At 72.2% G+C, this 22,472-nt stretch carries 21 protein-coding genes and 1 tRNA gene; 10 read left to right on the top strand and 12 right to left on the bottom strand.

Features of this window, described 5'->3' with window-relative positions:
- The first annotated feature begins 29 nt into the window (after nucleotides 1-29).
- Together ACWD11_RS15870 and ACWD11_RS15865 are read left to right on the top strand one after the other, a co-directional pair.
- Complete coding sequence (locus ACWD11_RS15870; RefSeq protein ID WP_389418295.1) at nucleotides 30-1,649, top strand: penicillin-binding transpeptidase domain-containing protein; 1,620 nt, start codon at nucleotides 30-32, stop codon at nucleotides 1,647-1,649.
- 86 nt (nucleotides 1,650-1,735) lie between these two features.
- A complete protein-coding gene (locus ACWD11_RS15865) occupies nucleotides 1,736-3,400 on the top strand; it encodes a penicillin-binding transpeptidase domain-containing protein (RefSeq protein ID WP_389418294.1) in 1,665 nt (554 codons plus the stop codon).
- A gap of 1 nt (nucleotide 3,401) precedes the next feature.
- Here the strand turns inward: ACWD11_RS15865 and ACWD11_RS15860 are convergent, their stop codons facing one another.
- Nucleotides 3,402-3,761: an SsgA family sporulation/cell division regulator gene (locus ACWD11_RS15860; RefSeq protein ID WP_389418293.1), complete on the bottom strand. Its 360-nt coding sequence runs from the start codon at nucleotides 3,759-3,761 to the stop codon at nucleotides 3,402-3,404.
- A gap of 182 nt (nucleotides 3,762-3,943) precedes the next feature.
- On the opposite strand from ACWD11_RS15860, the gene ACWD11_RS15855 reads away from it, so the two are divergent.
- From ACWD11_RS15855 to ACWD11_RS15840, 4 genes are read left to right on the top strand one after another with little or no spacing between them, the layout of a single operon-like run.
- Nucleotides 3,944-5,005, top strand: coding sequence for an energy-coupling factor ABC transporter permease (locus ACWD11_RS15855; protein WP_389418292.1), 1,062 nt, complete (start codon nucleotides 3,944-3,946; stop codon nucleotides 5,003-5,005).
- Nucleotide 5,006: 1 nt separating this feature from the next.
- Nucleotides 5,007-5,768, top strand: coding sequence for a cobalt ECF transporter T component CbiQ (gene cbiQ, locus ACWD11_RS15850; protein WP_389418291.1), 762 nt, complete (start codon nucleotides 5,007-5,009; stop codon nucleotides 5,766-5,768).
- Entirely contained in the window at nucleotides 5,756-6,544 is a 789-nt protein-coding gene (locus tag ACWD11_RS15845) for an energy-coupling factor ABC transporter ATP-binding protein (RefSeq protein WP_389418290.1), read from the top strand. The genes cbiQ and ACWD11_RS15845 overlap by 13 nt, the downstream gene beginning before the upstream one ends.
- A gap of 60 nt (nucleotides 6,545-6,604) precedes the next feature.
- Nucleotides 6,605-7,783: a serine hydrolase domain-containing protein gene (locus ACWD11_RS15840; RefSeq protein ID WP_451283498.1), complete on the top strand. Its 1,179-nt coding sequence runs from the start codon at nucleotides 6,605-6,607 to the stop codon at nucleotides 7,781-7,783.
- A gap of 17 nt (nucleotides 7,784-7,800) precedes the next feature.
- Here ACWD11_RS15840 and ACWD11_RS15835 read toward each other — a convergent pair whose 3' ends face one another.
- A complete protein-coding gene (locus ACWD11_RS15835) occupies nucleotides 7,801-8,076 on the bottom strand; it encodes a DUF1876 domain-containing protein (protein ID WP_389418288.1) in 276 nt (91 codons plus the stop codon).
- A gap of 106 nt (nucleotides 8,077-8,182) precedes the next feature.
- On the opposite strand from ACWD11_RS15835, the gene ACWD11_RS15830 reads away from it, so the two are divergent.
- Nucleotides 8,183-8,599 (top strand): RidA family protein, encoded by a 417-nt coding sequence (locus ACWD11_RS15830; protein ID WP_451283496.1) that lies wholly within the window; start codon nucleotides 8,183-8,185, stop codon nucleotides 8,597-8,599.
- Here ACWD11_RS15830 and ACWD11_RS15825 read toward each other — a convergent pair.
- The 4 genes from ACWD11_RS15825 to ACWD11_RS15810 all read right to left on the bottom strand — a co-directional run bounded on the left by ACWD11_RS15825 (nucleotide 8,596) and on the right by ACWD11_RS15810 (nucleotide 12,988).
- On the bottom strand, nucleotides 8,596-9,441 hold the full coding sequence (locus tag ACWD11_RS15825) for an EamA family transporter (protein ID WP_451283494.1): 846 nt from the start codon (nucleotides 9,439-9,441) through the stop codon (nucleotides 8,596-8,598). The genes ACWD11_RS15830 and ACWD11_RS15825 overlap by 4 nt on opposite strands.
- A complete protein-coding gene (locus ACWD11_RS15820; RefSeq protein WP_389418285.1) occupies nucleotides 9,438-9,968 on the bottom strand; it encodes a YbaK/EbsC family protein in 531 nt (176 codons plus the stop codon). Before ACWD11_RS15820 ends, ACWD11_RS15825 begins: the two co-directional genes overlap by 4 nt.
- 98 nt (nucleotides 9,969-10,066) lie before the next feature.
- Nucleotides 10,067-12,283, bottom strand: coding sequence for an MMPL family transporter (locus ACWD11_RS15815; protein WP_451283492.1), 2,217 nt, complete (start codon nucleotides 12,281-12,283; stop codon nucleotides 10,067-10,069).
- Between the two features lie 102 nt (nucleotides 12,284-12,385).
- Nucleotides 12,386-12,988 carry a TetR/AcrR family transcriptional regulator gene (locus tag ACWD11_RS15810; RefSeq protein WP_451283490.1) on the bottom strand — a complete coding sequence of 201 codons (603 nt, stop codon included), beginning with the start codon at nucleotides 12,986-12,988 and terminating at the stop codon, nucleotides 12,386-12,388.
- 164 nt (nucleotides 12,989-13,152) lie between these two features.
- On the opposite strand from ACWD11_RS15810, the gene ACWD11_RS15805 reads away from it, so the two are divergent.
- A complete protein-coding gene (locus ACWD11_RS15805) occupies nucleotides 13,153-16,395 on the top strand; it encodes a S41 family peptidase (RefSeq protein WP_451283488.1) in 3,243 nt (1,080 codons plus the stop codon).
- Between the two features lie 63 nt (nucleotides 16,396-16,458).
- Here ACWD11_RS15805 and ACWD11_RS15800 read toward each other — a convergent pair whose 3' ends face one another.
- The 4 genes from ACWD11_RS15800 to ACWD11_RS15785 all read right to left on the bottom strand — a co-directional run bounded on the left by ACWD11_RS15800 (nucleotide 16,459) and on the right by ACWD11_RS15785 (nucleotide 20,060).
- Nucleotides 16,459-16,638 (bottom strand): hypothetical protein, encoded by a 180-nt coding sequence (locus tag ACWD11_RS15800; protein WP_250077555.1) that lies wholly within the window; start codon nucleotides 16,636-16,638, stop codon nucleotides 16,459-16,461.
- A gap of 76 nt (nucleotides 16,639-16,714) precedes the next feature.
- On the bottom strand, nucleotides 16,715-17,599 hold the full coding sequence (locus ACWD11_RS15795) for an SDR family oxidoreductase (protein ID WP_451283486.1): 885 nt from the start codon (nucleotides 17,597-17,599) through the stop codon (nucleotides 16,715-16,717).
- Complete coding sequence (locus ACWD11_RS15790; RefSeq protein WP_451283484.1) at nucleotides 17,596-18,513, bottom strand: alpha/beta fold hydrolase; 918 nt, start codon at nucleotides 18,511-18,513, stop codon at nucleotides 17,596-17,598. The genes ACWD11_RS15795 and ACWD11_RS15790 overlap by 4 nt, the downstream gene beginning before the upstream one ends.
- Entirely contained in the window at nucleotides 18,510-20,060 is a 1,551-nt protein-coding gene (locus ACWD11_RS15785; RefSeq protein ID WP_451283482.1) for a flavin-containing monooxygenase, read from the bottom strand. The genes ACWD11_RS15790 and ACWD11_RS15785 overlap by 4 nt, the downstream gene beginning before the upstream one ends.
- Before the next feature lie 175 nt (nucleotides 20,061-20,235).
- Between ACWD11_RS15785 and ACWD11_RS15780 the strand changes: the two genes are divergently transcribed.
- Nucleotides 20,236-20,856, top strand: a complete 621-nt coding sequence (locus ACWD11_RS15780; protein WP_389418433.1) for a MerR family transcriptional regulator — start codon at nucleotides 20,236-20,238, stop codon at nucleotides 20,854-20,856.
- 6 nt (nucleotides 20,857-20,862) lie between these two features.
- On the opposite strand, the gene ACWD11_RS15775 is transcribed toward ACWD11_RS15780, so the two are convergent.
- Nucleotides 20,863-21,696, bottom strand: coding sequence for an exodeoxyribonuclease III (locus tag ACWD11_RS15775; RefSeq protein ID WP_451283480.1), 834 nt, complete (start codon nucleotides 21,694-21,696; stop codon nucleotides 20,863-20,865).
- 47 nt (nucleotides 21,697-21,743) lie between these two features.
- Here ACWD11_RS15775 and ACWD11_RS15770 point away from each other — a divergent pair, with 47 nt between their 5' ends.
- A complete protein-coding gene (locus ACWD11_RS15770) occupies nucleotides 21,744-22,226 on the top strand; it encodes a GNAT family N-acetyltransferase (protein ID WP_389418276.1) in 483 nt (160 codons plus the stop codon).
- A gap of 139 nt (nucleotides 22,227-22,365) precedes the next feature.
- Here the strand turns inward: ACWD11_RS15770 and ACWD11_RS15765 are convergent.
- A tRNA-Ala gene (locus tag ACWD11_RS15765) sits at nucleotides 22,366-22,439 on the bottom strand.
- Nucleotides 22,440-22,472 lie beyond the last annotated feature (33 nt).

Below are 22,472 nucleotides of genomic sequence, written 5' to 3'. Positions count from 1 at the left end.
CCACTGGGGAAACGGGGAGGGACAGCCCAATGGGCAAGGGGGTGAAGGCCGCCGTCATCGGGGGAGTGTTCGCGGTGATGGTGGGGGGCGCCGGATACGGCGCCTACAACGTGGTGTCGGCGCTGGACGGCGACGGTAGCGGGCCCGCGGTCGCGCGGACCGGGCCGCCGAGCGGGGACGAGGTCGAGGAGACGGCCGGGAAGTTCTTCGCGGCCTGGGAGAAGGGGCAGGCGGCCGAGGCGGCGTCGTACACCAACTTCGACCAGGCGGCCCGGCCGCTGCTGACCGCGTACGCGCAGGCCGCGCACATCACCGGCGTGAAGATCACGCCGGGTGCGGCGAACGGCGGGGTCGTGCCCTTCACCGTCGACGCGAAGGTGTCGTACGACGGGAAGAGCAAGCCGCTCACCTACCGGAGCGAGCTGAAGGTCGTGCGGGGAAAGACCTCCGGCAAGGCGCTGGTCGACTGGGATCCGGCCGTGGTCCACCCGGAGCTGAAGAAGGACGACACCCTCGTCACCGGTGAATCGAAGAGCCCGCCCATCGAGGCCGTGGACCGCGACGGACAGGTGCTGACGAAGGCGAAGTACCCCTCGCTCGGCCCCGTCCTGGACACCCTGCGCGACCGCTACGGCGACAAGGCCGGCGGCACGCCCGGCGTCGAGCTGGTGATCCGGCACGCCGCCGAGGACGTCGCCGACACCCCGCTGCTCACGCTCGCCGAGGGCAAGGCGGGCACGCTGCGCACCACGCTGAGCGCGGGCGTGCAGGCGGCGGCCGAGCGGGCGGTGAAGAGCTACGCCGAGTCGTCGGTGGTGGCCGTCAAGCCGAGCACGGGCGAGGTGCTGGCGGTGGCGAACCACCGTGCGGACGCCTTCAACGCCGCCTTCGAGGGCCGGGTCGCGCCCGGCTCCACGATGAAGATCGTCACCGCGGCGATGCTGATCGACAACGGTGTCGCCTCGATGAACGGCCCCGCCCCCTGCCCGGACACCGCCACCTGGCAGAGCCAGACCTTCAAGAACCTGCCCGGCCTCGCCGCCAACGAGAGCGCCACGCTCGCCGACACGTTCATGCGCTCCTGCAACACCGGCTTCATCAAGCTCGTCGACGAGGAGCCGCTGACCGACGCCTCGCTGACCGCGGAGGCGCAGGAGCGGTTCGGGCTCGGCAAGGACAACTGGAAGACCGGCATCTCCTCCTTCGACGGCAGCGTGCCCGCCTCCACCGGACCGGACCGCGCGGCCAACGCCATCGGCCAGGGCCAGGTCCAGATGAGCCCGCTGAACATGGCGTCGGTCACAGCCACCGCGATCACCGGAACCTTCCGGCAGCCGTACCTCGTCTCCCCCGACCTGGACGACCGGCCCCTGGCCACCGCCCAGGGCCTGCGGCCGGACACCGCCGCCCAGCTCAAGCAGATGATGCGGCTCACCGCGACCCAGGGCACCGCCCGGGACGTGATGGCCGGGCTCGGTGGCGACATCGGCGCCAAGACCGGTTCCGCCGAGGTGGACGGACAGACCGCCAACAGCTGGTTCACCGGCTTCCGCAATGACATCGCCGCGGCGGCGATGAGCGTGTCCGGCGGACGCGGCGGCGAGGCGGCGGGCCCGATCGTGAAGGCGGTGCTGGCGGCGGGTGGCTGACGTCACCCGCCGGGTTCCGGGACTCTAGGGTGGTCCCGTCGTTGGGCTGACGGGGACCTCGGGATCTCGCGGAGGATCGGAAGACAGTGGGCAAGAGAAGGCGCGTCGCCGAGCGACGGAAGACGAGTCCCGCGGTGCTGGCCGGCGGGGCCATCGCCGTGGTCGCCGTCGGCGCGGCCGTGGCCGGCTATGCGCTGTACGGCGGCTCCTCGGCGGCCGAGGACCGCGGGCGCAGCACCTCCGCGGGCGAGAAGAGGGTGAAGACGGGCCCGCTGTCCGCCAAGGAGGTCACCACCGCCTCCCGCGCCTTCCTCACCGCCTGGCAGCAGGGCAGCGTCGCCGGGGCGGCCGCGGCCACGGACGACGCGGCGGCGGCCCGCAAGCTGCTCACCGGCTTCACCGAGGACGCCCGGGTCCGGGACGTCACGCTCACCGCGGGCACCCCCACCGGCGCCGAGGTCCCCTTCTCCGTCAAGGGCACGGTGACCCACGGCAAGCTCAGCAAGCCGCTGGCCTACGACAGCGCGCTGACCGTCGTACGGCGGCAGACCGACGGCGAACCGGTCGTCGCGTGGCGGCCGTCCGTCGTCCATCCCGGCCTCAAGGACGGCGACACCCTGGTCACCGGCGAGTCCGGCACCCCGCCGGTCAAGGCGCTCGACCGGGAGGGCGGCGAACTGACGACCGCGAAGTACCCCTCGCTGGGCCCCGTCCTGGACTCGCTGCGCGAGAAGTACGGCAAGACGGCGGGCGGCAAGGCGGGCATCGAGCTGCGCGTGGTCCGCGCCAAGAAGTCCGAGGCGGCGGAGAAGACCCTGCTGGAGCTCAGCAAGGGCACGCCGGGCACCGTGAAGACGACGCTGGACCCGGCCCTCCAGGCCGCCGCCGAGAAGCAGGTCGCCGAGAGGGCGCGCTCCTCGGTGGTCGTGCTGCGCCCCTCCACCGGCGAGATCCTGGCCGCCGCGAACGCCTCCAAGGGCTTCAACACCGCCTTCCAGGGCTCCCTGGCGCCGGGCTCCACCATGAAGGTCATCACCTCCTCGCTGCTCATCGAGAAGGGCCTGGCCTCGGCGGACAAGGCGCATCCGTGCCCGAAGTACTTCACGTACGGCGGCTGGAAGTTCCAGAACGACGACAAGTTCCTGATCAAGGGCGGCACCTTCAAGGCGAGCTTCGCGCGCTCCTGCAACACGGCCTTCATCAGCCAGGCGCCCGAGCTGGACGACGACAGCCTCACCAAGCAGGCCCAGCAGGTGTTCGGCCTCGGCCTGAACAACTGGTCCGTGGGCGTCTCGACCTTCGACGGTGCCGTCCCGGTGCAGTCGCAGGCGCAGATGGCGGCCGAGCTGATCGGCCAGGGCGGGGTGCGGATGAACCCGCTGAACATGGCGTCGGTGTCCGCGACGGTGAAGTCGGGCGTCTTCCGCCAGCCCTACCTGGTCTCCCCCGAGGTGGACGGCCGCGAGCTCGCCACGGCCTCGCGCACGATGTCCGCCGGCACGCTGTCCCAGCTGCGCGACCTGATGGCCTATACGGCGGCCTATGGCACGGCGGCCGAGGCGATGGCCGGGGTGAGCGGTGACGTCGGCGCCAAGACCGGCTCGGCGGAGGTCGACGGCCAGAAGAAGCCGAACGGCTGGTTCACCGCCTACCGGGGCGACCTCGCCGCCGCGGGCGTCGTCCAGGCGGCCGGGCACGGCGGGGAGACGGCGGGGCCGATCGTGGCCGCGCTGCTGAAGCTGGGCGGCTGACTCAGCCGCGTACGGGCTCGGCGGCCGCGATGTAGGTGCGGCGCAGGAAGCGCAGCAGGGTCTTGGTCTCGAACTGCACCACCGAGACGCCCTGCGCGGAGTGGAACTCCACCACCGCCTGCACCCGGCCGCACGGCCACACCCGCACCTCGCCGCTGCCGGCCGGGGCGCGCAGCCCCTGTTCCAGCAGCGCCCGGTCACACGTCCATTCGTGCGCCCCGGGCAGTCCGAACCGCACCGCGCGGGGGTCACGGTCGGGGTCGTAGCGCAGGACGACCGGTACCGCGTCCCGGTCCTCCTGCACGCGGACGTCGGTGTCCGTGACGATGTGGGCTCGTGCGTACTGCTCGACTACGGACATCGGACGGCCCCTTACGCTGAGCGACCTGTGCGAAAGCTGTGGATCCGCTTCCTCTCCAATGTCGCATATTTTCCGCCGGGCGCCCGTGGGGGCCGGAGACCCTGCGCCCGGAGACCCCGCGCGGGTTGTTCACCTCCACACGCTCTTGCAAGACGTTCGCAACAAGCCACTATCATCGAACGGTGCATGTGCCTGATGGATTCATAGACGCCCCCACGTCGGTCGCGACCGCAGCGGTCGCCGCCGCCGCGGTCGCCGTGAGCCTGCGCGGCGCGCGGCGCGAGCAGGGGGGAGAGCGCGCCGCGCCGCTGGCCGGCCTGGTGGCCGCGTTCATCTTCGCGGTGCAGATGCTGAACTTCCCCGTCGCCGCGGGCACCAGCGGCCATCTGCTCGGCGGCGCGCTCGCCGCGATCCTCGTCGGCCCCTGCACGGGCGTACTGTGCGTGTCCGTGGTGCTGCTGATGCAGGGCATCCTCTTCGCGGACGGCGGCCTGACCGCGCTCGGCGTGAACATCACCAACATGGCGGTGGTCACCACGGTCGTGGCGTACGGCGTCTTCCGCGCCCTGGTGAAGCTGCTGCCGCGCACCCGCCGCTCGGTGACCGTCGCCTCCTTCGTCGCCGCCCTGGTCTCGGTCCCGGCGGCGGCACTCGCCTTCACGCTGATGTACGCGATCGGCGGCACCACGGACGTCTCCATCGGCAAGGTCGCGGGCGCCATGGTCGGCGTGCACCTCCTGATCGGCATCGGCGAGGCGGCGATCACGGCACTGACCGTGGGCGCGGTGATCGCCGTACGCCCCGACCTCGTGTACGGCGCGCGTGACCTGCGTCAGCGGCTGCGGCTGCGGGTCGACGGCGAGCTGGTCGACGTCCCGGCGGCCGACGGGGCGGACGCGGCGCCCGTCGCGGCGCGCGCCTCCCGCCGGACGCTGTGGATCTCGGGCCTGGCCACCTCCCTCGTCCTCGCCGGCGTCGTCAGCTTCTACGCCTCCGCCGATCCGGACGGTCTGGAGAAGGTCGCCGCCGACAACGGCATCGACGAGAAGGCCGAGGAGCACGCCTACGCCGATTCGCCGCTGGCGGACTACGGCGTGAAGGACGTGGATGACGCCCGCCTGTCCGGGGGGCTGGCGGGCGTCATCGGCGTCGGGGTCACGGTCGTCGCGGGCACCGCGGTGTTCTGGACGGTGCGCAGGCGGCGCGCGCACGAGGACGCCTCGCCCGTGAGCACGAGCGTCTGACATGGGCGCCGGGCACGCCCACAAGCTTTACCGGCACGGGCACTCCCCCGTGCACGGCCTGCCGCCGCACACCAAGCTCGCCGCGACGATCGCGTTCGTGGTGGTCGTGGTGTCCACCCCGCGGGAGGCGATGTGGGCGTTCGGCCTGTACGCCGTACTGCTCGCCGGCGTCGCCTGCGTCGCGCGCGTGCCCGCCGGTTTCCTGCTCAAGCGGCTGCTGATCGAGGTGCCCTTCGTCGCGTTCGCGGTGCTGATGCCGTTCGTGGCGGAGGGCGAGCGGGTCGAGGTGCTCGGCGTGTCGCTGAGCGTCAGCGGCCTGTGGGGCGCGTGGAACGTGCTGGCGAAGGGTACCCTCGGCGTCGCCGCGTCGGTGCTCCTGGCGTCCACCACCGAGCTGCGCGAGCTGCTGCTCGGCCTGCAGCGCCTGAAGCTCCCGCCCCTGCTGGTCCAGATCGCGTCCTTCATGATCCGCTACGGCGATGTCATCACCGACGAGATGCGGCGCATGCGCATCGCACGCGAATCGCGCGGGTTCGAGGCGCGCGGCGTGCGGCACTGGGGGGTGCTCGCGAAGACGGCGGGCGCCCTGTTCATCCGCTCCTACGAACGCGGCGAGCGCGTGCACCTGGCCATGATCAGCCGCGGGTACGCCGGTGCCATGCCGGTCATCGACGAGGTGACCGCGTCCCGGGCGCAGTGGACGTACGCGCTCACCCTCCCCCTCGCCGCCCTCGTCGTATGTCTGCTGGGATGGACGCTGTGACAGCTTCTCTGGAGGTCTCCGGCCTCGCCTTCGCCTACCCCGACGGCCACCAGGCCCTGTTCGGCGTCGACTTCCGCGTCGCACGCGGCGAACGGGTCGCGCTGCTCGGCCCGAACGGCGCCGGCAAGACCACCCTGGTGCTGCACCTCAACGGCATCCTGACCGGCGGCACCGGCACGGTGAAGGTCGCGGGGCTGCCGGTCGGGCGGGAGCACATGGCGGAGATCCGGCGCAAGGTCGGCATCGTCTTCCAGGACCCCGACGACCAGCTCTTCATGCCGACGGTCCGGGAGGACGTGGCCTTCGGTCCCGCCGCGGCCGGGCTGAAGGGGGCCGCGCTGGAGGAGCGCGTGGACCGGGCGCTGGAGCAGGTCGGCATGGCCGCGTTCAAGGACCGGCCGCCGCACCATCTGTCCTTCGGGCAGCGCCGCCGGGTGGCGGTGGCGACGGTGCTGGCGATGGAACCGGAGATCCTGGTCCTGGACGAGCCGTCCTCCAACCTCGACCCCGCCTCCCGCCGCGAACTGGCCGACATCCTGCGCTCCTTGGACGTGACCGTGCTGATGGTCACCCACGATCTGCCCTACGCGCTGGAGCTGTGCCCGCGCGCGCTGGTCCTCAGCGACGGGGTGATCGCCGCGGACGGCCGGACCGGGGAACTGCTCGCGGACGAGGACCTGATGCGGGCGCACCGGCTGGAGCTGCCCTTCGGCTTCGACCCGCGTGCCGTCCCGGCCGCCCCTGCTCCGACGGGACCCGCGGGAACATCGGCGTGACGATCCTGCTTGGGTGAAGGGGAGAAGCAGGCACCGGGCGGCGGGACGAGGAGTACGGGCGTGGACGTGAACGGCACAGTGGCCGAGGGCTTCGAGCCGGTCCGGGAGGCGTTCGCACGGAACTTCGCGGCGCTCGGGGAGCGGGGCGCCGCGGTGGCCGTGTACCGGGACGGCCGCAAGGTGGCCGACCTGTGGGCCGGCACCAAGGACATCGACGGCACCGCCCCCTGGCAGCGCGGCACCGCGCAGGTCGTGCGCTCGGCGACCAAGGGCGTCGCCGCCGCCGTACCGCTGCTGCTGCGGCAGCGGGGGCTGCTGGACCTGGACGCGCCGGTGGGTGAGTACTGGCCGGAGTTCAAGGCGCGGGGCAAGGAGCGGGTGCTGGTCCGGCACGTGCTGGGCCACCGGGCCGGGCTGCCGGTGCTGGACCGTCCGCTCAGCCCGGCGGAGGCGCTGGACCCGGCGAAGGGGCCCGAGGCGGTCGCCGCGCAGGCCCCGGCGTGGGAGCCGGGCAGCGCCCACGGCTATCACGCGCTGACCTACGGCTGGCTGCTCGACGAGCTGGTGCGCCGGGTGACCGGGCAGGGCGCCGGGGAGTGGATCGCGGCGCACCTCGCCGGGCCGCTGGGCGCCGACTTCTGGCTGGGGCTGCCCGCCGCGGAGGAAGCCGCGGGGCGGGCAGGACGGGTCGGCCGGGTCGACGGCCCCGAGCCCTCCTCCGGTGCGGTGCTGCGCGCCCGGCCCAAGCGGTCGGTGACCGAGGCGTACGCCGACCCCGGCTCGCTCACCCGCCGGGCCTTCGCCGCGATCACCCCCTTCCCGAACCAGAACGACCCGGCGTACCGGGCGACCGCGCTGCCCGCCACCAACGGCATAGCGACCGCCGACGGCCTCGCCCGCGTCTACGCGGCGCTGATCGGCGAGGTCGACGGCGTCCGGCTCTTCGACGAGGCCACCGCCCGGCTCGCCCGCGCGGAGGAGTCGGCCGGCCCGGACCGGGTGCTGGTCGTCAACACCCGCTTCGGCCTCGGGTTCATGCTGCACGGCAGCGCGTCCCCGCTCCTGTCCCCCGACTCCTTCGGCCACCCCGGCCGCGGCGGCTCGCTCGGCTTCGCCGACCCCGCCTCGGGCATCGCCTTCGGCTATGTCACCAACGGCTTCCGCAAGACGGTGACGGCTGACCCCCGCGCGCAGGCACTGGTGCGAGCGGTACGGGAGTCGCTCACGCGGGGCGCGTGACCCTCAGCCCTCGCACCTCATACGTGGATCGGGTGCGAGGCCCGCCCCGACGCCGCGTCGATCTCCCCGTGCGCCTTCGTCAGCAGCTGCATGGCGAGTTCGTTCAGCGCCCGCGCCCCGGCGATCTCCTCACCGACCCGTGGCTGATTCGCGTCGGTGTGGTGGCGGCTCGCGTGGCCCTGGGCCCGTACCTCGGACCCGTCGGGCAGACGCACCATCGCCGCCGCGCGCGTGTGCTGGTCGTCCTCGCTGAACTCCATCTCGACGTGCCATCCCACTGTGGTCCGCATCATGACGATCACCTCCGGAACCGTTGCTTCCAGGGTGCTCCTCCAGCCACCTTCCGCACCACCGCACGCACCCGGAATGGGCGGGCGGTTCCGGGACGTTGAGTGGATCATGACGTCCGACGAGCGCACGATCACCAACCCGGCCACGCTCCACGACCCCACCCCCTTCGGCTACAGCCACGCCGTCTCCGCCCCCGGCGAGACCGTCCACATCGCCGGCCAGTACGCCTCCGACTCCTCCGGCGCCCCCGTCCCCGGTGACTTCGCCACCCAGGTCGAACTCGCCCTGGACCGGCTGCGCTCGGCACTGGCGGGCGTCGGCCTCGGCTACGAGCACGTCGTACGCCTCGGCACCTACGTCGTCGACCACGACCCGGGGAAGCTGCAGGTGCTCGGCAAGGCGATCGGCGCCCGTTTCGGCGACCGGCTGCCCGCCCAGACCCTGACCGGCGTCGCCGCCCTCGCCCTGCCCGGCATGCTCTTCGAGATCGACGCGGTGGCCGTGCGGCCCGCCGGGCGGGCCTAACCCGCCCGCAGCATCAGTCCGATCCCCACCACAACCAGGCCCGCCGCCACGATGCGCGGGGTTCCGAATCTCTCCTTGAAGAACACGGCGCCGATCGCCGCTCCGACGATGATCGAGGACTCCCGCAGCGCGGCGATCGGTGCCAGGTCCGCCCGGGTCTGGGCCCACAGGACGAGGGCGTAGGCCGCCACGGACAGGGCGGCGCCGAGCAGGCCGAGCGCGGCGAACGGCCGCAGGACCGCGGCTGTCCCGCCCCGCCAGCGGTGGAGCGCGTATGCCGGGATCACCACGCCCTGCACGGTCATCAGCCAGGCGATGTAGCCGAGGGAGGAGCCCGAGGCCCGCACGCCCAGGCCGTCGACGACCGTGTACGCCGCGATGGTCAGGCCGGTCGCGAGGGCCGCGCCGATCGCCGCCCAGTCCGGCCGGCGTCCGCGCAGCCCCCACAGGGCGACCCCGGTCAGCCCCGCGCAGGAGACGACGACACCGGCGGCCGCCCAGCCGTCCGGTACCTCGTGGGCGAAGAGCGCGGCGAGCACCGTGACGACCAGCGGCGCGGTGCCGCGGGCGATCGGGTAGGCCTGCCCGAAGTCGCCGAGCCGGAAGGACCTCATCAGCAGGGCGTAGTAGCCGATGTGGATCGCCGCGGAGGCGAGCAGATACGGCCAGGCCCCGGCCGCCGGAACCGCCGTGAACGGCATCAGCGCGAGCCCGATCACCACGCCGCCCCCGGAGATCAGGGCGAACCCGGCGAGCTTGTCGGGGATGTGGTGGGCGAGGGCGTTCCAGCCGGCGTGGGTGACCGCGGCGAGCAGGACGGCGGCCGCGACCAGCGGCGTCACGCGTCGCGCTCGCGCACGTCCACCAGGGTGCCGCCGGCGTGGGCGATCAGGGTCTTGGGTTCCATGGGGAAGACGGTGTACGGCGTGCCGGCGGCGGCCCAGACGAGGTCGTGGTCGAGCAGCGAGCGGTCGGCGAGCACCCGCGTACGCGTGCGGTGCCCGAAGGGCGGCACCCCGCCGATGGCGTACCCGGTGGTCTCCCGGACGACGTCCGCCTTCGGCCGGGTGACCTTCCCGGCGCCGAGTTCCCGGCGCACCAGCTCCACGTCGACCCGGGAGGCCCCGTCCATCAGGACCAGCACCGGCACCCCGTCGGCGGCGAAGATCAGGGACTTGCAGATCTGGCTGAGCTCGCACCCGATCGCGGCGGCCGCCTCCGCGGCGGTCCGGGTGGCCTCCGGAAAGCGCCGGATCCGTTCCTGCACGGCACCGAGCCCCAGTTCCTCCAGGGCGGCGGCGAACCGGGGGTGTGCTCCTGAGTCGGCAGTCGTCATGCGGGGCACGCTAGCGGTCCGTGTACGAGACATGCGACCGGATTCGGGGGCGGCGGGAACGAGGAAGCCGGTGAGGGCGCCGCCGTCCCCACGGCGGCCCTCACCGGCTGGTCTCGCTCAGGAGCGGTACGTCAGGCGCGTACCAGCTCCTTGTCCTTGTCGGCGTGCGCCTCGGCCGCGGCCTTCAGGCCCTCGCCCTCGACGTCCACGTTCGGCAGCGCGCGGTCCAGCCACTTCGGCAGCCACCAGGCGCGCTTGCCGAGCAGTGCCAGCACCGCCGGGACGATCGCCATCCGGACCACGAACGCGTCGAAGAAGACCGCGATGGCGAGGCCGAAGCCGATCATCTTGACCATCGACTCGGAGGAGCCGATGAAGCCGGCGAAGACGGCCATCATGATCACCGCGGCGGCGGTGACCACCCGCGCCCCGTGCTTGAACCCGGTGACCACGGCCTGGCTGGGGCTCTCGCCGTGGACGTACGCCTCGCGCATCCGGGTCACGAGGAACACCTCGTAGTCCATCGCGAGTCCGAAGACCACGCCGACCATGAAGATCGGCATCATCGACATGATCGGGCCGGTCTCCTCCACGCCCATGAGGCCGGACAGCCAGCCCCACTGGAAGACCGCGACGACGGCACCGAGCGCGGCGAGCACGCTGAGCAGGAAGCCGAGGGCCGCCTTCAGCGGGACCAGGATCGAGCGGAACACCGCGATCAGCAGGAGGAAGGCGAGGCCCACCACGAGCGCGAGATACGGCACCAGCGCGTCGTTCATCTTCTGCGAGAAGTCGATGTTCATCGCCGTGGTGCCGCTGACCAGCACCTCGGTCCCCGTGTCGGCCTGGACGCCGGCGCCGGTGTCCCGGATCGCGTGGACCAGGTCCTCGGTCTGGGTGGAGGAGGGCTTGGAGTCGGGGACGACGGTGATGGTGAAGGTGTCCCCGGCCTTGTTGAACGTCGCCGGCGCGACCGTCACCACGCCGTCCAGGCCCTTGATCTCGTCGGCCACCTCGGCGGCGGCGGCCTTCGGGTCGTCGCTGCCCTTGGCGTCGCCGACGACCATCAGCGGGCCGTTGAAGCCGGGCCCGAAGCCCTCGGACAGCAGGTCGTAGGCGCGGCGCTGGGTGGTGGAGGTGGGCTGTGAACCGTCGTCGGGCAGACCGAGCTCCAGCGAGCCGACCGGGACCGCGGCGGCGCCGAGCCCGATGATGCCGAACAGCAGGACGGCGACCGGGCGGCGGACCACGAAGCTCGCCCAGCGGGTGCCCATGTTGGGCGTGGCCGGACGGTCCTCGGCGGCGGCCTTGCGGCGGCCGAACCGCTTGCTCCGCGCGCCCGCCGGCTGCACCTTGCGGCCCGCGTAGCCGAGCAGGGCCGGGATCATGGTGAGCGCGATCAGGACCGCGATCACGACCGTGCCGGCCGCGGCGACGCCCATCTTCGTCAGCATCGGGATGTTGACGACCGCCAGACCCACCAGGGCGATCACGACGGTGAGACCGGCGAAGACCACCGCGGAGCCGGCCGTTCCGACGGCGCGGCCGACGGCTTCCTCGCGGTCCCGGCCCTCGGCCAGTTCGGCGCGGTAGCGGGAGACGATGAAGAGCGCGTAGTCGATGCCGACGGCGAGGCCGATCATCATGGCCAGCGTGGAGGTGGTGGAGCCCAGCTCCAGCGCACTGGCCAGCGCGGTGATCGTCGAGACGCCGATGCCCACGCCGATGAGGGCGGTCAGCAGCGGCAGTCCGGCGGCGACCAGCGAGCCCAGGGTGATGACGAGGACGACGGCGGCGACCGCGATGCCGATGATCTCGGTGGAGCCGGTCTCGGGCGTGGCCTGGAGCGCGTCACCGCCGATCTCGACGGTCAGCCCGGAGTCCCGCGCGTCCTCGGCGGCGTGCTCCAGGGCCTCCTTGGTGGACTCCTCCAGCTCCATGCCGGAGACCTCGTAGCGGACCTGGGCGTAGCCGACGCTGCCGTCCTTCGAGACCGACTTGGTCGCGAAGGGGTCGGTGACCGAGACGACCTCGGGGCCGGTGCCGAGGTCCTTCACCGCCTCCTCGACGGCCGACTTGTGGTCGGCGGCCGAGAGCTTCTGGCCGTCGGGCGCCTGGAAGACGACCCGGGCGGTCGCGCCGTCGGCGCTCATCCCGGGGAACCGTTCGTCCAGCAGGTCGAAGGCCTTCTGGGCCTCGGTGCCGGGTATGGAGAAGGATCCGCTGCCCGCTGCGGGCGCGGAGGCGGCGCCGACGCCGGCGAGCGTCAGCAGGGCCACCCAGATCAGGGCGACGAAGTGGCGCCGGCGGAAGGCGAACCGGCCGAGTCGATAGAGAAACGTGGCCACGGAGGCGTACTCCCGGTCATGTCGTGGGGGTGTTCAGGGCAGGGTGGATCAGCCCGGCGACGTGAGCGGTGACGTCAGGTGAGAGGGCTTGCTGGGGAGGTGTCAGCTGGTGGGTGCGCCGAGGGCGGGGAGGACCACGGCGTCGATGTACGAGATGAGGAAGGCCTGGGTCGGCGGCTGTTCGTCGATCATCGTGCGGGCGGCGAACCCGCCGATCATCATGTGCATCACGAACTCGATCGCGGGGTTGTCCGGACGGATCTCGCCGCGGTCGACGGCGCGCTGGATCACGCGCCGCAAGTCCGCCAGCTCCGGTTCGACGAGGTGCTCCCGGAACGCCCGCAGGAGGTCCGGGTTGGAGTGCACCGCCATGGCCAGACCCCGCATGAGCGCGGAGTCCCGCTCCATCTGGCAGTCGTCCGACCGCCTGGTGAGGGCGTGCAGATCGCCCTTGAGCGAGCCGGTGTCGATCCCGTCCAGGGAGCCGCCCGGCTTGCTGTGCCGTACGGCCTTCGCGACCAGTTCGGCCTTGCCGCCCCACTGGCGGTAGAGCGTGGCCTTGCTGGACTTGGTGCGCGCGGCGACCGCGTCCATGGTCAGCGCGTCGTAGCCGACCTCGCGGAGCAGGTCGAGCACGGCTCCGTAGAGCTCGGCCGCCCGCTCGGGGGTGATGCGACTGCGGCGTGCCGTGGCGGTCTGAGTCATGGCTCATCACCTTCTCCCACTCGCGAACGACACGGTTTCGTTTCGTACGGTCCGAAGGTAGCGCAGCCGTCCATCGAAACGAAACGGTTTCGTACGTGTTCTGGGTCACGCCGTCCGCTTGCGCACGAGTTGCTCCTGCCCATCCCGGGGCAAAGCATGAGGAGGTGAGCTATCTTCGCCTCCCTCATCTCAACGGTGACCTGCTGTGCTTCGTGGCCGAGGACGATCTCTGGCTGGCCCCCCTGGACGGACCCGGACGCGCCTGGCGGCTCACCGTGGACCGCACCAAGGCGGGCCACCCGCGCTTCTCGCCGGACGGCGAGCAGATCGCGTACACCAGCTGGCGCAGTCTCGTCCCCGAGATCCACCTGGTCCCGACCGAGGGCGGACCGGCCCGCCGACTGAGCTACTGGGGCAGCCCGGACACCCAGGTCACCGGCTGGACCCCGCCGGACCGGGACGGGACCAGCGACATCCTCGCGGTCGCCTCCCACGGCGAGCCCTTCTCGTACTTCACCTGGGCCTACAAGGTCTCCCCCGACGGCTCCCCCGGCCGCAAACTGCCCTGGGGCCCGGTCTCCGACCTCCAGGTCGCCGACCTGGACGGCGAGCGCAGGACCCTCCTGCTCACCGGCACCCCGCCGCACGAACCCGCCGCCTGGAAGCGCTACCGGGGCGGCGCCACGGGCCGCCTGTGGCTGCACGGCGAACGGCTGCTGGCCGGCCTCGACGGCCATCTGGACTGCCCCATGTTCGTCGGCGACCGGATCGCCTTCCTCTCCGACCACGAAGGCGTCGGCAACCTCTACTCCTGCGCCCACGACGGCTCCGACCTGCGCCGGCACACCGACCACGACGCCTTCTACGCCCGGCACGCCGCGAGCGACGGGACCCGGGTGGTCTACCAGTGCGCGGGCGACCTGTGGATCGTGGACGGCCTGTCCGACGCGGACAAGCCGCGCAGGCTCGACGTCCGGCTGAGCGGCCCGCGCGCCGGGCGGCGCCGCTACCAGGTGCCGGCCGCCCAGCACGTCGACGGCATCTCGGTCGACGAGACGGGCCGCGCGAGCGCCGTCGTCGTCCGCGGCAGCCTGTACTGGATGACCCACCGCGACGGCCCGGCCCGCACGATCACCGACACGCCCGGCGTACGGGTCCGGCTCCCGGAGATGCTCGGCTCGGTCGGCCAGGTCGCCTACGTCACCGACGCCGAGGGCGAGGACGCCGTCGAGATCGCGTACCTTCCCCGGGCGACCGGGGACCGCGCGCCACGCCGGCTGGCCTCGGGCGAGCTGGGCCGGGTGCTGGAGCTGGTCTGCGACCCCGAGGGCGAGCGCCTGGCCATCGCCGCGCACGACGGACGGCTCCTCCTCCTCGACGCCACCGAGGACTCCGGCGGCGCGGTGACCGAGCTGATCCGGTCGGCCAACGGCCCGGTCCGCGACCTCGCGTTCTCCCCCGACGGCTGCTGGCTGACCTGGTCGCATCCCGGCATCGGCCGCTCCCTGCGCCAGATCAAGATGGCCCGGATCAAGGACCGGTTCGTCATCGACGTCACCAACGGCCGCTTCGAGGACGAGAACCCGGTCTTCACCAGCGACGGCCGCTATCTGGCGTTCCTGTCCTGGCGCGGCTTCGACCCGGTGTACGACGTCCACACCGGCGACCTGTCCTTCCCGCTCGGCTGCCGCCCGTATCTGGTGCCGCTCTCCTCGGCGACCCCCTCCCCGTTCGCGCTGAACCCGGAGGGCCGTCCGGCCGCCGGGGGCCTGGACCCGTTGGAGGAGGAGGGCGGCGAGAGCTGCGCGGTGACCGTGGAGACCGAGGGCCTGGAGAGCCGGGTGACGCCGTTCCCGGTCGCCGCCTCCAAGTACTCGGCGCTGCACCCGGTCGCGGGCGGCGGCCTGGTCTGGCTGCGCTGGCCGATCTCGGGGGCGCTCGGCGAGACGTTCGCCAACCCCGACGACACCAGCGGGCGGCCGACCCTGGAGCACTTCCACATCAGCAAGGCGAAGAAGTCCGAACTCGTCGAGCACCTCGACTGGTTCGCGGTCAGCGGGGACGGCAGCCGGCTCGTCGTGGTCGACGAGGGCGAGCTGCGCGCGGTCCCCGCCACCGAGAGCGGCGACAGCGACTCCACGGTGTGGATCGACGCCCGCCGCATCCTGCACGAGGCCGACCCCGCCGCCGAGTGGCGGCAGGCGTACGAGGAGGCGGGCCGGCTGATCCGCGCCTACTTCTGGGACCCCGGCATGTGCGGCATCGACTGGGACGCGGTGCTAACGCAGTACCGGCCGCTGGTCGAACAGGTGGCGTCCCCGGACGAGTTCGCCGATCTGCTCCGCGAGGTGCTGGGCGAGCTGGGCACCTCCCACGCCTATGTCGCCGCGGCCCGCCGCAACGAGGGCCCGCCCCACTACCAGCGCCGCCAGGGCCTGCTCGGCGCCAACTTCGTGCGCCGCGACGACGGCTGGACGCTCCGGCGCATCCTCCCCGGCGACTCCTCCGACTCCAAGGCCCGCTCCCCGCTCGCCGGGACGGGGATCCGCGAGGGCGCCGTGCTGACCCACGTCGACGGCCGCCCGGTCGACCCGGTGACGGGCCCGTATCCGCTGCTCGCGGGGGCGGGCGGTACGACGGTGGAGCTGACGTTCACCCCGGCCGAGGGCGAGGGACGCTCCCGCCGGGTCGCCGTGGTCCCGCTGATCGACGAACGCCCGCTGCGCTACCAGGACTGGGTGGCCAAACGCCGCCAGGTCGTACGGGAGTTGAGCGACGGGCGCTGCGGCTATCTGCACATCCCCGACATGGGCGGCTCCGGCTGGGCCCAGTTCAACCGCGATCTGCGCATGGAGGTGTCCCGCCCCGCCCTGATCGTCGACGTACGCGGCAACGCGGGCGGCCACATCAGCGAACTGGTGGTGGAGAAGCTGACCCGCACGATCCTCGGCTGGGACCTCACGCGCGACGCCGAGCCGGTGTCGTACGCCTCGAACGCGCCGCGCGGGCCGGTGGTGGCCCTGGCGGACGAGGCGACCTCCTCCGACGGCGACATGATCACGGCCGCCTTCAAACTCCTCAAGCTCGGCCCGGTGGTGGGCCAGCGCACCTGGGGCGGCGTGGTCGGCATGACCGGCCGCCACCAGCTGGGCGACGGCACGGTGATCACGGTGCCGATGAACGCGGCCTGGTTCGACGCGTACGGCTGGTCGATCGAGAACAAGGGCGTCACCCCCGACCTGGAGATCCTGCGCACGCCCCTGGACTGGGCGGAGGGCCGCAACACCCAGCTGGACGACGCGGTGCGGCTCGCGCTGGACCTCCTGGAGACCAACCCCCCGGCCGACCCGCCGGACTACTCCCAGGTACCGGACAGGTCGAGGCCGCAACTGCCGCCCCGCGCATGAACCCCCGCGCATGAGAAAGGGTGCCCTCCGATCGGGGGGCACCCTTTCCGCTCGCGCGCAGCGTCAGGCGTCGAAGTCCTGGTCGAAGCGGTCGCGCTCCTCCGGCTGGCGGCGCTCCGGCTCCTCGTCGCGGTCCCGCTGCTTGCCGCGCTGCGAGGCCTGCTCGCGGGCCTGCTGCATCTTGTCCTTGGCCTGCTGCGAGAACTGCTCGGACTTCTCCTGGAACTGGTCCTTCATGCCCATGAGTTTTCACTCCCGTGATGGGTGAGGGGATCAAGCTCGACCAGATTCACATGCCCGGTGACGCTTCGCATGTCGATCAGTTACGGTGCGTAGCCCTCTCCTGTTCGTCGGCCGCGCCGCCCGCCCCGACGAGCCCGATCCGCATCCCGTCCAGCCGGTCCGCGAACCGCCGCATCTCGCGCTGCCCGACCGTCCCGATGACCGCCGGCAGATACCCCCGCACGCCCTGCATCCCGCGCAGCCACCACTGCCCGTACACATGACTGGACCGGCGCTCGATCCCGGCGACGATCCGGTCGACCGCGGGCCCCAGCGGATACGTCTTGTTCGACGGCCACGGCAGCCGCTGCCGCAACTCCCGCATGACGTCGTCCTGGTCGGCGCCGCGCACCATGTCCGTGTCGGTCCAGGACAGGTACCCCACGCCCACCCGCACGCCCTTGTAGCCGACCTCGGCGCGCAGGCTGTGCGCGTACGCCTCCACGCCCGACTTGGACGCGCAGTACGCGGTCATCATCGGCGCCGGGGTGATGGCGGCGAGGGAGGCGATCTGGAGCAGATAGCCGCGGCTCTCCATGAGCACCGGCAGGAACGCCCGCGCGGTCACCGCCGACCCGATGAGGTTCACCTCGATGACCCGCCGCCACGCCACCGGATCGGAGTCCACGAAGGGCCCCCCGGAGGCGACACCGGCGTTGGCCACCACGATGTCGACCTTCCCGAACCGCTCTTTGACCTCCCGCGCCACCCGCGCCATCGCCTCGTGGTCGGTGACGTCGGCGTGCCAGTGGTCGCTCTCGCTGTGCAGCCGCTCGGAGACCTGCTTGAGCGCGTCCGGCTCCAGCCCGACCAGCGCCACCTTCGCGCCGCGCGCGGAGAGCTTGCGGGCGAGCAGTTCGCCCACGCCCCGCGCCGCTCCGGTGACGACGGCGACCTGTCCTTCGAGGCTCACCCTGCTCATGCGCCCTCCTTGATCTGTGCGTAAGTGACGACGAGTTCACGAATCCGGGCGCTGATCAGCTCGGGCGCCTCCACCGGCGTCATGTGCCCGATGCCGGGCAGCTCGGTGAGCCCGACGCAGGCGGGCAGCGCGGCGGCCAGCGACCGCGCGTGCACCGGCGGGGTGAGCCGGTCGGCGGTCCCGACGACGACGGCGGCCGGTACCGTCATCTCCCGTATGCCGTGGTCGAGATCGAGCAGGTCCAGCACCTGCGACCAGGAGTGCCGCACCGCCCGCGGACAGGCGTGCACGATCCGCGCGCACGCCTCGACCATGTGCGGCGCCGAACCGGGCCCCATGGTGGCGTACTTGAGGATCCGCCGCGCGAGCGGTGTGACCGGCCCGAGCGGCGCCCGCGACCCGAGCACCCGCTTGGTCAGCCACGTCCGCAGCCGCCCGGCCCGCATCGGCAGGACCGTGGCCTCGGCCACCAGCCGCGACGATCCGGTGCTGCACAGCAGGACGGCGGCCGCGTGCTCCCGGAAGGCCGGCCGCCCGGCCGCGGCCAGCACCGTCATCCCACCCATGGAATGCCCCACGATCACGGCCTTCTCGGCCGGCGCGAGGGTCTCCTTCAGTACGGCTTCCAGGTCGTCGGCGAGTGCCTCGGTCCCGCAGGCCCGGCTCGCCGGGCTGCGTCCGTGGCCGCGCTGGTCGTAGGCGATGACCCGGTGGTCGGTGGCCAGTTCGCGGATCTGGGCCGCCCAGAAGGCGGTGGAGCAGGTCCAGCCGTGGGCGAGGACGACCGGGGGCGCGCCGTCGGGGCCGTGCACCTCGACGTGCAGGCGCGCGCCGTCGGCGGAGGTCGCGGTGAGTTCGCGGGTGGGGGTGGGCGGCGCGTAGGGGCCGGAGCTCACGTGCGTCAGGCGGCTCACGCGTCCACCTCCGAGCGCTCGCCGGCCCCGGCGGACCCCTCGGCCACGGCCGCGGCACTCGGCGCACCCTCGTGCTCCCCGGCGCGCACGACGGTGTACTCCGCGAGATCCACCCGCCGGGTCGCCCGCCGGAACTCGCTCGTGGTGCCCGGCCAGATGGTGGTGTTGCGCCCGTTCTCGTCCAGGTACCAGCTGGTGCAGCCGCCGGTGTTCCACACCGTGCGCTTCATCCGCTCCTGCACCCGCCGGTTCCAGGCGTGCACGGCCTCCGCGCGGGCGTCGAGCGCGACCCGTCCGCCGAGCACGTCCAACTGGCGCAGGAAGTCGGCCAGGTAGTTGAGCTGGCTCTCGATCATCAGGATCATCGACGAGTTGCCGAGGCCCGTGTTGGGCCCGATGATCGTCATCCAGTTCGGGAAGCCGGCTGCGGACGCACCCCGCAGGGCCTCCATGCCGCCCTTCCACGTCTCGGCCAGCGTCTGCCCGTCGGCGCCCACGACCCGGTCCGCGATGGGCATGTCGGTGACATGGAAGCCGGTGCCGAAGACGATCGCGTCGACCTCGGTCTCGGTGCCGTCGGCGGCGACGACCGTCGAGCCGCGGATCTCGGCGAGCCCGCTGGCGACGACGTCGACGTTCGGCCGGGCGATCGCCGGGTAGTACTCGCTGCTGAGCAGGATCCGCTTGCAGCCGATGCGGTAGTCGGGGGTGAGCTTGGCGCGCAGGGCCGGGTCCTTGATGGCGCGGGTCATGTTCTGCCTGGCCAGCTTCTCCACCAGGCCCAGCTCGTTCGGGCGCTTGGTGAACGCCTGGACCTGCAACTCCCGGATGCCCCACAGCAGTCCGCGCCGGGCCTGGGTGGTGAAGGGCAGCCGCTTGTGCAGCCAGCGCTCCGCCCCGCTGATCGCGCGGTCCATGCGCGGCATCACCCACGGCGGGGTGCGCTGGAAGAGGGTGAGCCGGGAGACCTCCGGCTGGATGGCCGGCACGATCTGGATGGCGGAGGCGCCGGTGCCGACCATGGCGACGCGCTTGCCGCGCAGGTCGTAGTCGTGGTCCCAGCGGGCGGAGTGGAAGACCTTGCCCGGGAAGGAGTCCAGCCCCGGGATGTCCGGCACCTTCGGGTCGGACAGCGGCCCGGTCGCGGAGACGACGACGTCGGCGGAGAGGTTCCCGCTGGTGGTCTCGATGTCCCAGCACAGCCGCTCGGCGTTCCACGCCATCCGCTTCACCTCCGAGTCGAAGCGGATGTGCGGGCGCAGCCGGAACACGTCCGTGACGTGCTCCAGGTATGCGCGGATGTGCTCCTGCCCGGAGAAGGTGCGCGGCCAGTCCGGGTTGGGCGCGAAGGAGAAGGAGTACAGGTGGGAGGGGACGTCACAGGCACAGCCGGGATAGCTGTTGTCCCGCCAGGTGCCGCCGACGCTCGACGCCCGCTCCAGGACGACGAAGTCGGTGACGCCCTCGCGCCGCAGCCGCACCGCGGCCCCGAGCCCTCCGAACCCGGATCCGACCACCGCCACCCGTACATGCTCGTGTTCGGTCATCCCGAAGCCCTCCACAGCCGTGCGACTCTGCCAGTAAACACTGGCGCAATGGGAGGGTAGAGCAGCTCCGTACTCATGGGTAGGGGGTGGACGAAGGAAAGTTACCCCCGGTACGCCATAGGCTTCCCGCGTGGCAGAAGACGCTGGACGACCCGAGGGCCGACACGAGTACCGCATGGAGGAGCTGGCCCGGCTGGCCGGCATCACCGTGCGCACCCTGCGTTTCTACCGCGAACGAGGGCTCATCCCGCCACCCCGCCGCGAGGGCCGTATCGCCTGGTACGACGACCGCCACCTGGCCCGGCTGCGCACGATCTCGGCCCTGCTGGAACGCGGCCACACCCTCAGCGGCATCGCGGACCTCGCCGAGGCCTTCGACCACGGCCGGGACGTCGCCGACCTGCTCGGCATGGACACCCCCACCGAGGAGATCCCGGTCCGCCTCACCCCTGAGGAACTCGCCGACCGCTTCGCCGGCGAGGTCACCCCGGAGAACTTCGCCGCCGCCCTGGAGCTGGGCTATCTCGCCACCGACGGCCAGGACATCGTCCACATCAGCGGCCGGCTGCTGGAGGTGTCGGCGGCCCTGGTCCGCGAGGGCATCCCGCTGGCCGAGGTCCTGGCCGCGGGCAAGGAACTGCGCGTGCACGCCGACGTCCTGGCCGACCTGTTCGCCGACCTGATCCTGCGCCACGGCACCGAGGAGGACCTGCCCCGCCTGCGCCCCCTCGCCAAGAGCGTGGTGGAGGCGGAGCTGTCCCTCGCCCTGGACAGGAGGCTGCGCAAGCGGTCGTAGGCAGTCCTAGGGCTGCCGGCGGTCGTAGACCACCGTCACCGGCGCATGGTCGGACCAGCGCTCCGCATGACTGGCGGCACGTTCCACGAACACCTTGACCGCCCGGTCCGCGAGCCCCGGGGTGGCCATCTGGTAGTCGATGCGCCAGCCCGTGTCGTTGTCGAAGGCCCGTCCCCGGTACGACCACCAGGAGTACGGCCCCTCGGTGTCCGGGTGCAGGGCGCGCACGACGTCGACGTACCCGCCCTCGGCCGGGTCGAGCACCCGCCCGAGCCAGTCGCGCTCCTCGGGCAGGAACCCGGAGTTCTTGGTGTTGCCGCGCCAGTTCCGCAGGTCCGCCTGCTGGTGGGCGATGTTCCAGTCGCCGCAGACCAAGACCTCGCGCCCGTCGGCGGCGGCACGCTCGCGCAGCTCCTTGAGGTAGGCCAGGAACTCGCCCATGAAGCGGACCTTCTCGTCCTGGCGCTCGGTGCCGACCTCCCCGGAGGGCAGGTACAGGGAGGCGACGGTCACACCGGGCAGATCGGCCTCGACGTACCGTCCGCTCGCGTCGAACTCGCTCGACCCGAAGCCGACCTGGACCCGGTCGGGCGCGCGCCGCGCGTAGAGGGAGACCCCCGCGCGTCCCTTGGCGGCGGCGGGCGCGTGCACGACGTGCCAGCCCTCGGGCGCGCGCACGGCCTCGGGCAGCTGCTGGGGCTCCGCGCGCACCTCCTGGAGGCACAGCACATCGGCGGCGGTACCGGCCAGCCACTCCACGAAGCCCTTCTTCGCGGCGGCACGCAGCCCGTTCACATTTACGGAGGTCACAGTGAGCACCCGGGCACGATACCGGCACACTGGACGGAGTCCAGATTCCGACTGCCCATGAATGTACGGTTGCCCGCATGCACATACGTCGCGTCCCCTTCGACCACCCCGACGCCAGGAAGCTCAACGACGCGGTCCAGGCCGAGTACGACGTCCGCTACGGAGACGGCGGGGACGCCACTCCCATGGACCCGGCCGACTTCGAACGGCCGAACGGCGTGTACCTGATCGCCTACGACGCGTACGACTCCCCGGTCGCCTCGGGCGGCTGGCGCGTCCAGGACGCCAACGGCGAGGGCAACCTCGACGGGGACGCCGAGCTGAAGCGGATGTATGTGATCGACGCCATGCGCGGCCGTGGCCTCGCCCGGCGCATCCTCGCCGCTCTGGAGGAGGACGCCCGCGCGGCCGGCCGGCTGCGCATGGTGCTGGAGACGGGCACGAAGCAGCCGGAGGCCGTCGCCCTGTACCGCTCCAGCGGCTATGAGCCGTGCGCGAAGTTCGGCTACTACCGCTTCCACGATCTGAGCCTGTGCTTCGCCAAGCCGCTCACGCCCTGATGCGGGCCCGCCGCCCCCGGGCGGCGGGGAGTTCGGGGCAAGTTCGGAGCAAGTTCGGGGCACAAAAAGATCCCGCCCGATCAACCGATCGGACGGGATCTCATCAACTGCCCTGATTTCTCAAGTGCAGTTGTTGCGGTGGACCTGAGGGGATTTGAACCCCTGGCCCCCTCGATGCGAACGAGGTGCGCTACCGGACTGCGCCACAGGCCCTTGCAACGAGTGAAACTCTAGCATCCCGATCCG

This window comes from Streptomyces sp. NPDC002776, assembly GCF_053592195.1.
The sequence above is the reverse complement of the archived record's forward strand: the minus strand, read 5'-3'. Positions and strand labels throughout refer to the sequence as shown.

What these genes read in the sequence shown, in the direction of transcription:
- ACWD11_RS15830 (WP_451283496.1), top strand. Translation starts at nt 8,183, where the DNA reads ATGACGTCCGACGAGCGCACGATCACCAACCCGGCCACGCTCCACGAC.
- ACWD11_RS15870 (WP_389418295.1), top strand. Translation starts at nt 30, where the DNA reads ATGGGCAAGGGGGTGAAGGCCGCCGTCATCGGGGGAGTGTTCGCGGTG.
- ACWD11_RS15780 (WP_389418433.1), top strand. Translation starts at nt 20,236, where the DNA reads ATGGAGGAGCTGGCCCGGCTGGCCGGCATCACCGTGCGCACCCTGCGT.
- ACWD11_RS15810 (WP_451283490.1), bottom strand. Translation starts at nt 12,988, where the DNA reads ATGACTCAGACCGCCACGGCACGCCGCAGTCGCATCACCCCCGAGCGG.
- ACWD11_RS15835 (WP_389418288.1), bottom strand. Translation starts at nt 8,076, where the DNA reads ATGATGCGGACCACAGTGGGATGGCACGTCGAGATGGAGTTCAGCGAG.
- ACWD11_RS15785 (WP_451283482.1), bottom strand. Translation starts at nt 20,060, where the DNA reads ATGACCGAACACGAGCATGTACGGGTGGCGGTGGTCGGATCCGGGTTC.
- ACWD11_RS15795 (WP_451283486.1), bottom strand. Translation starts at nt 17,599, where the DNA reads ATGAGCAGGGTGAGCCTCGAAGGACAGGTCGCCGTCGTCACCGGAGCG.
- ACWD11_RS15845 (WP_389418290.1), top strand. Translation starts at nt 5,756, where the DNA reads ATGGACGCTGTGACAGCTTCTCTGGAGGTCTCCGGCCTCGCCTTCGCC.
- ACWD11_RS15820 (WP_389418285.1), bottom strand. Translation starts at nt 9,968, where the DNA reads ATGTCTCGTACACGGACCGCTAGCGTGCCCCGCATGACGACTGCCGAC.
- ACWD11_RS15860 (WP_389418293.1), bottom strand. Translation starts at nt 3,761, where the DNA reads ATGTCCGTAGTCGAGCAGTACGCACGAGCCCACATCGTCACGGACACC.
- ACWD11_RS15800 (WP_250077555.1), bottom strand. Translation starts at nt 16,638, where the DNA reads ATGGGCATGAAGGACCAGTTCCAGGAGAAGTCCGAGCAGTTCTCGCAG.
- ACWD11_RS15770 (WP_389418276.1), top strand. Translation starts at nt 21,744, where the DNA reads ATGCACATACGTCGCGTCCCCTTCGACCACCCCGACGCCAGGAAGCTC.
- cbiQ (WP_389418291.1), top strand. Translation starts at nt 5,007, where the DNA reads ATGGGCGCCGGGCACGCCCACAAGCTTTACCGGCACGGGCACTCCCCC.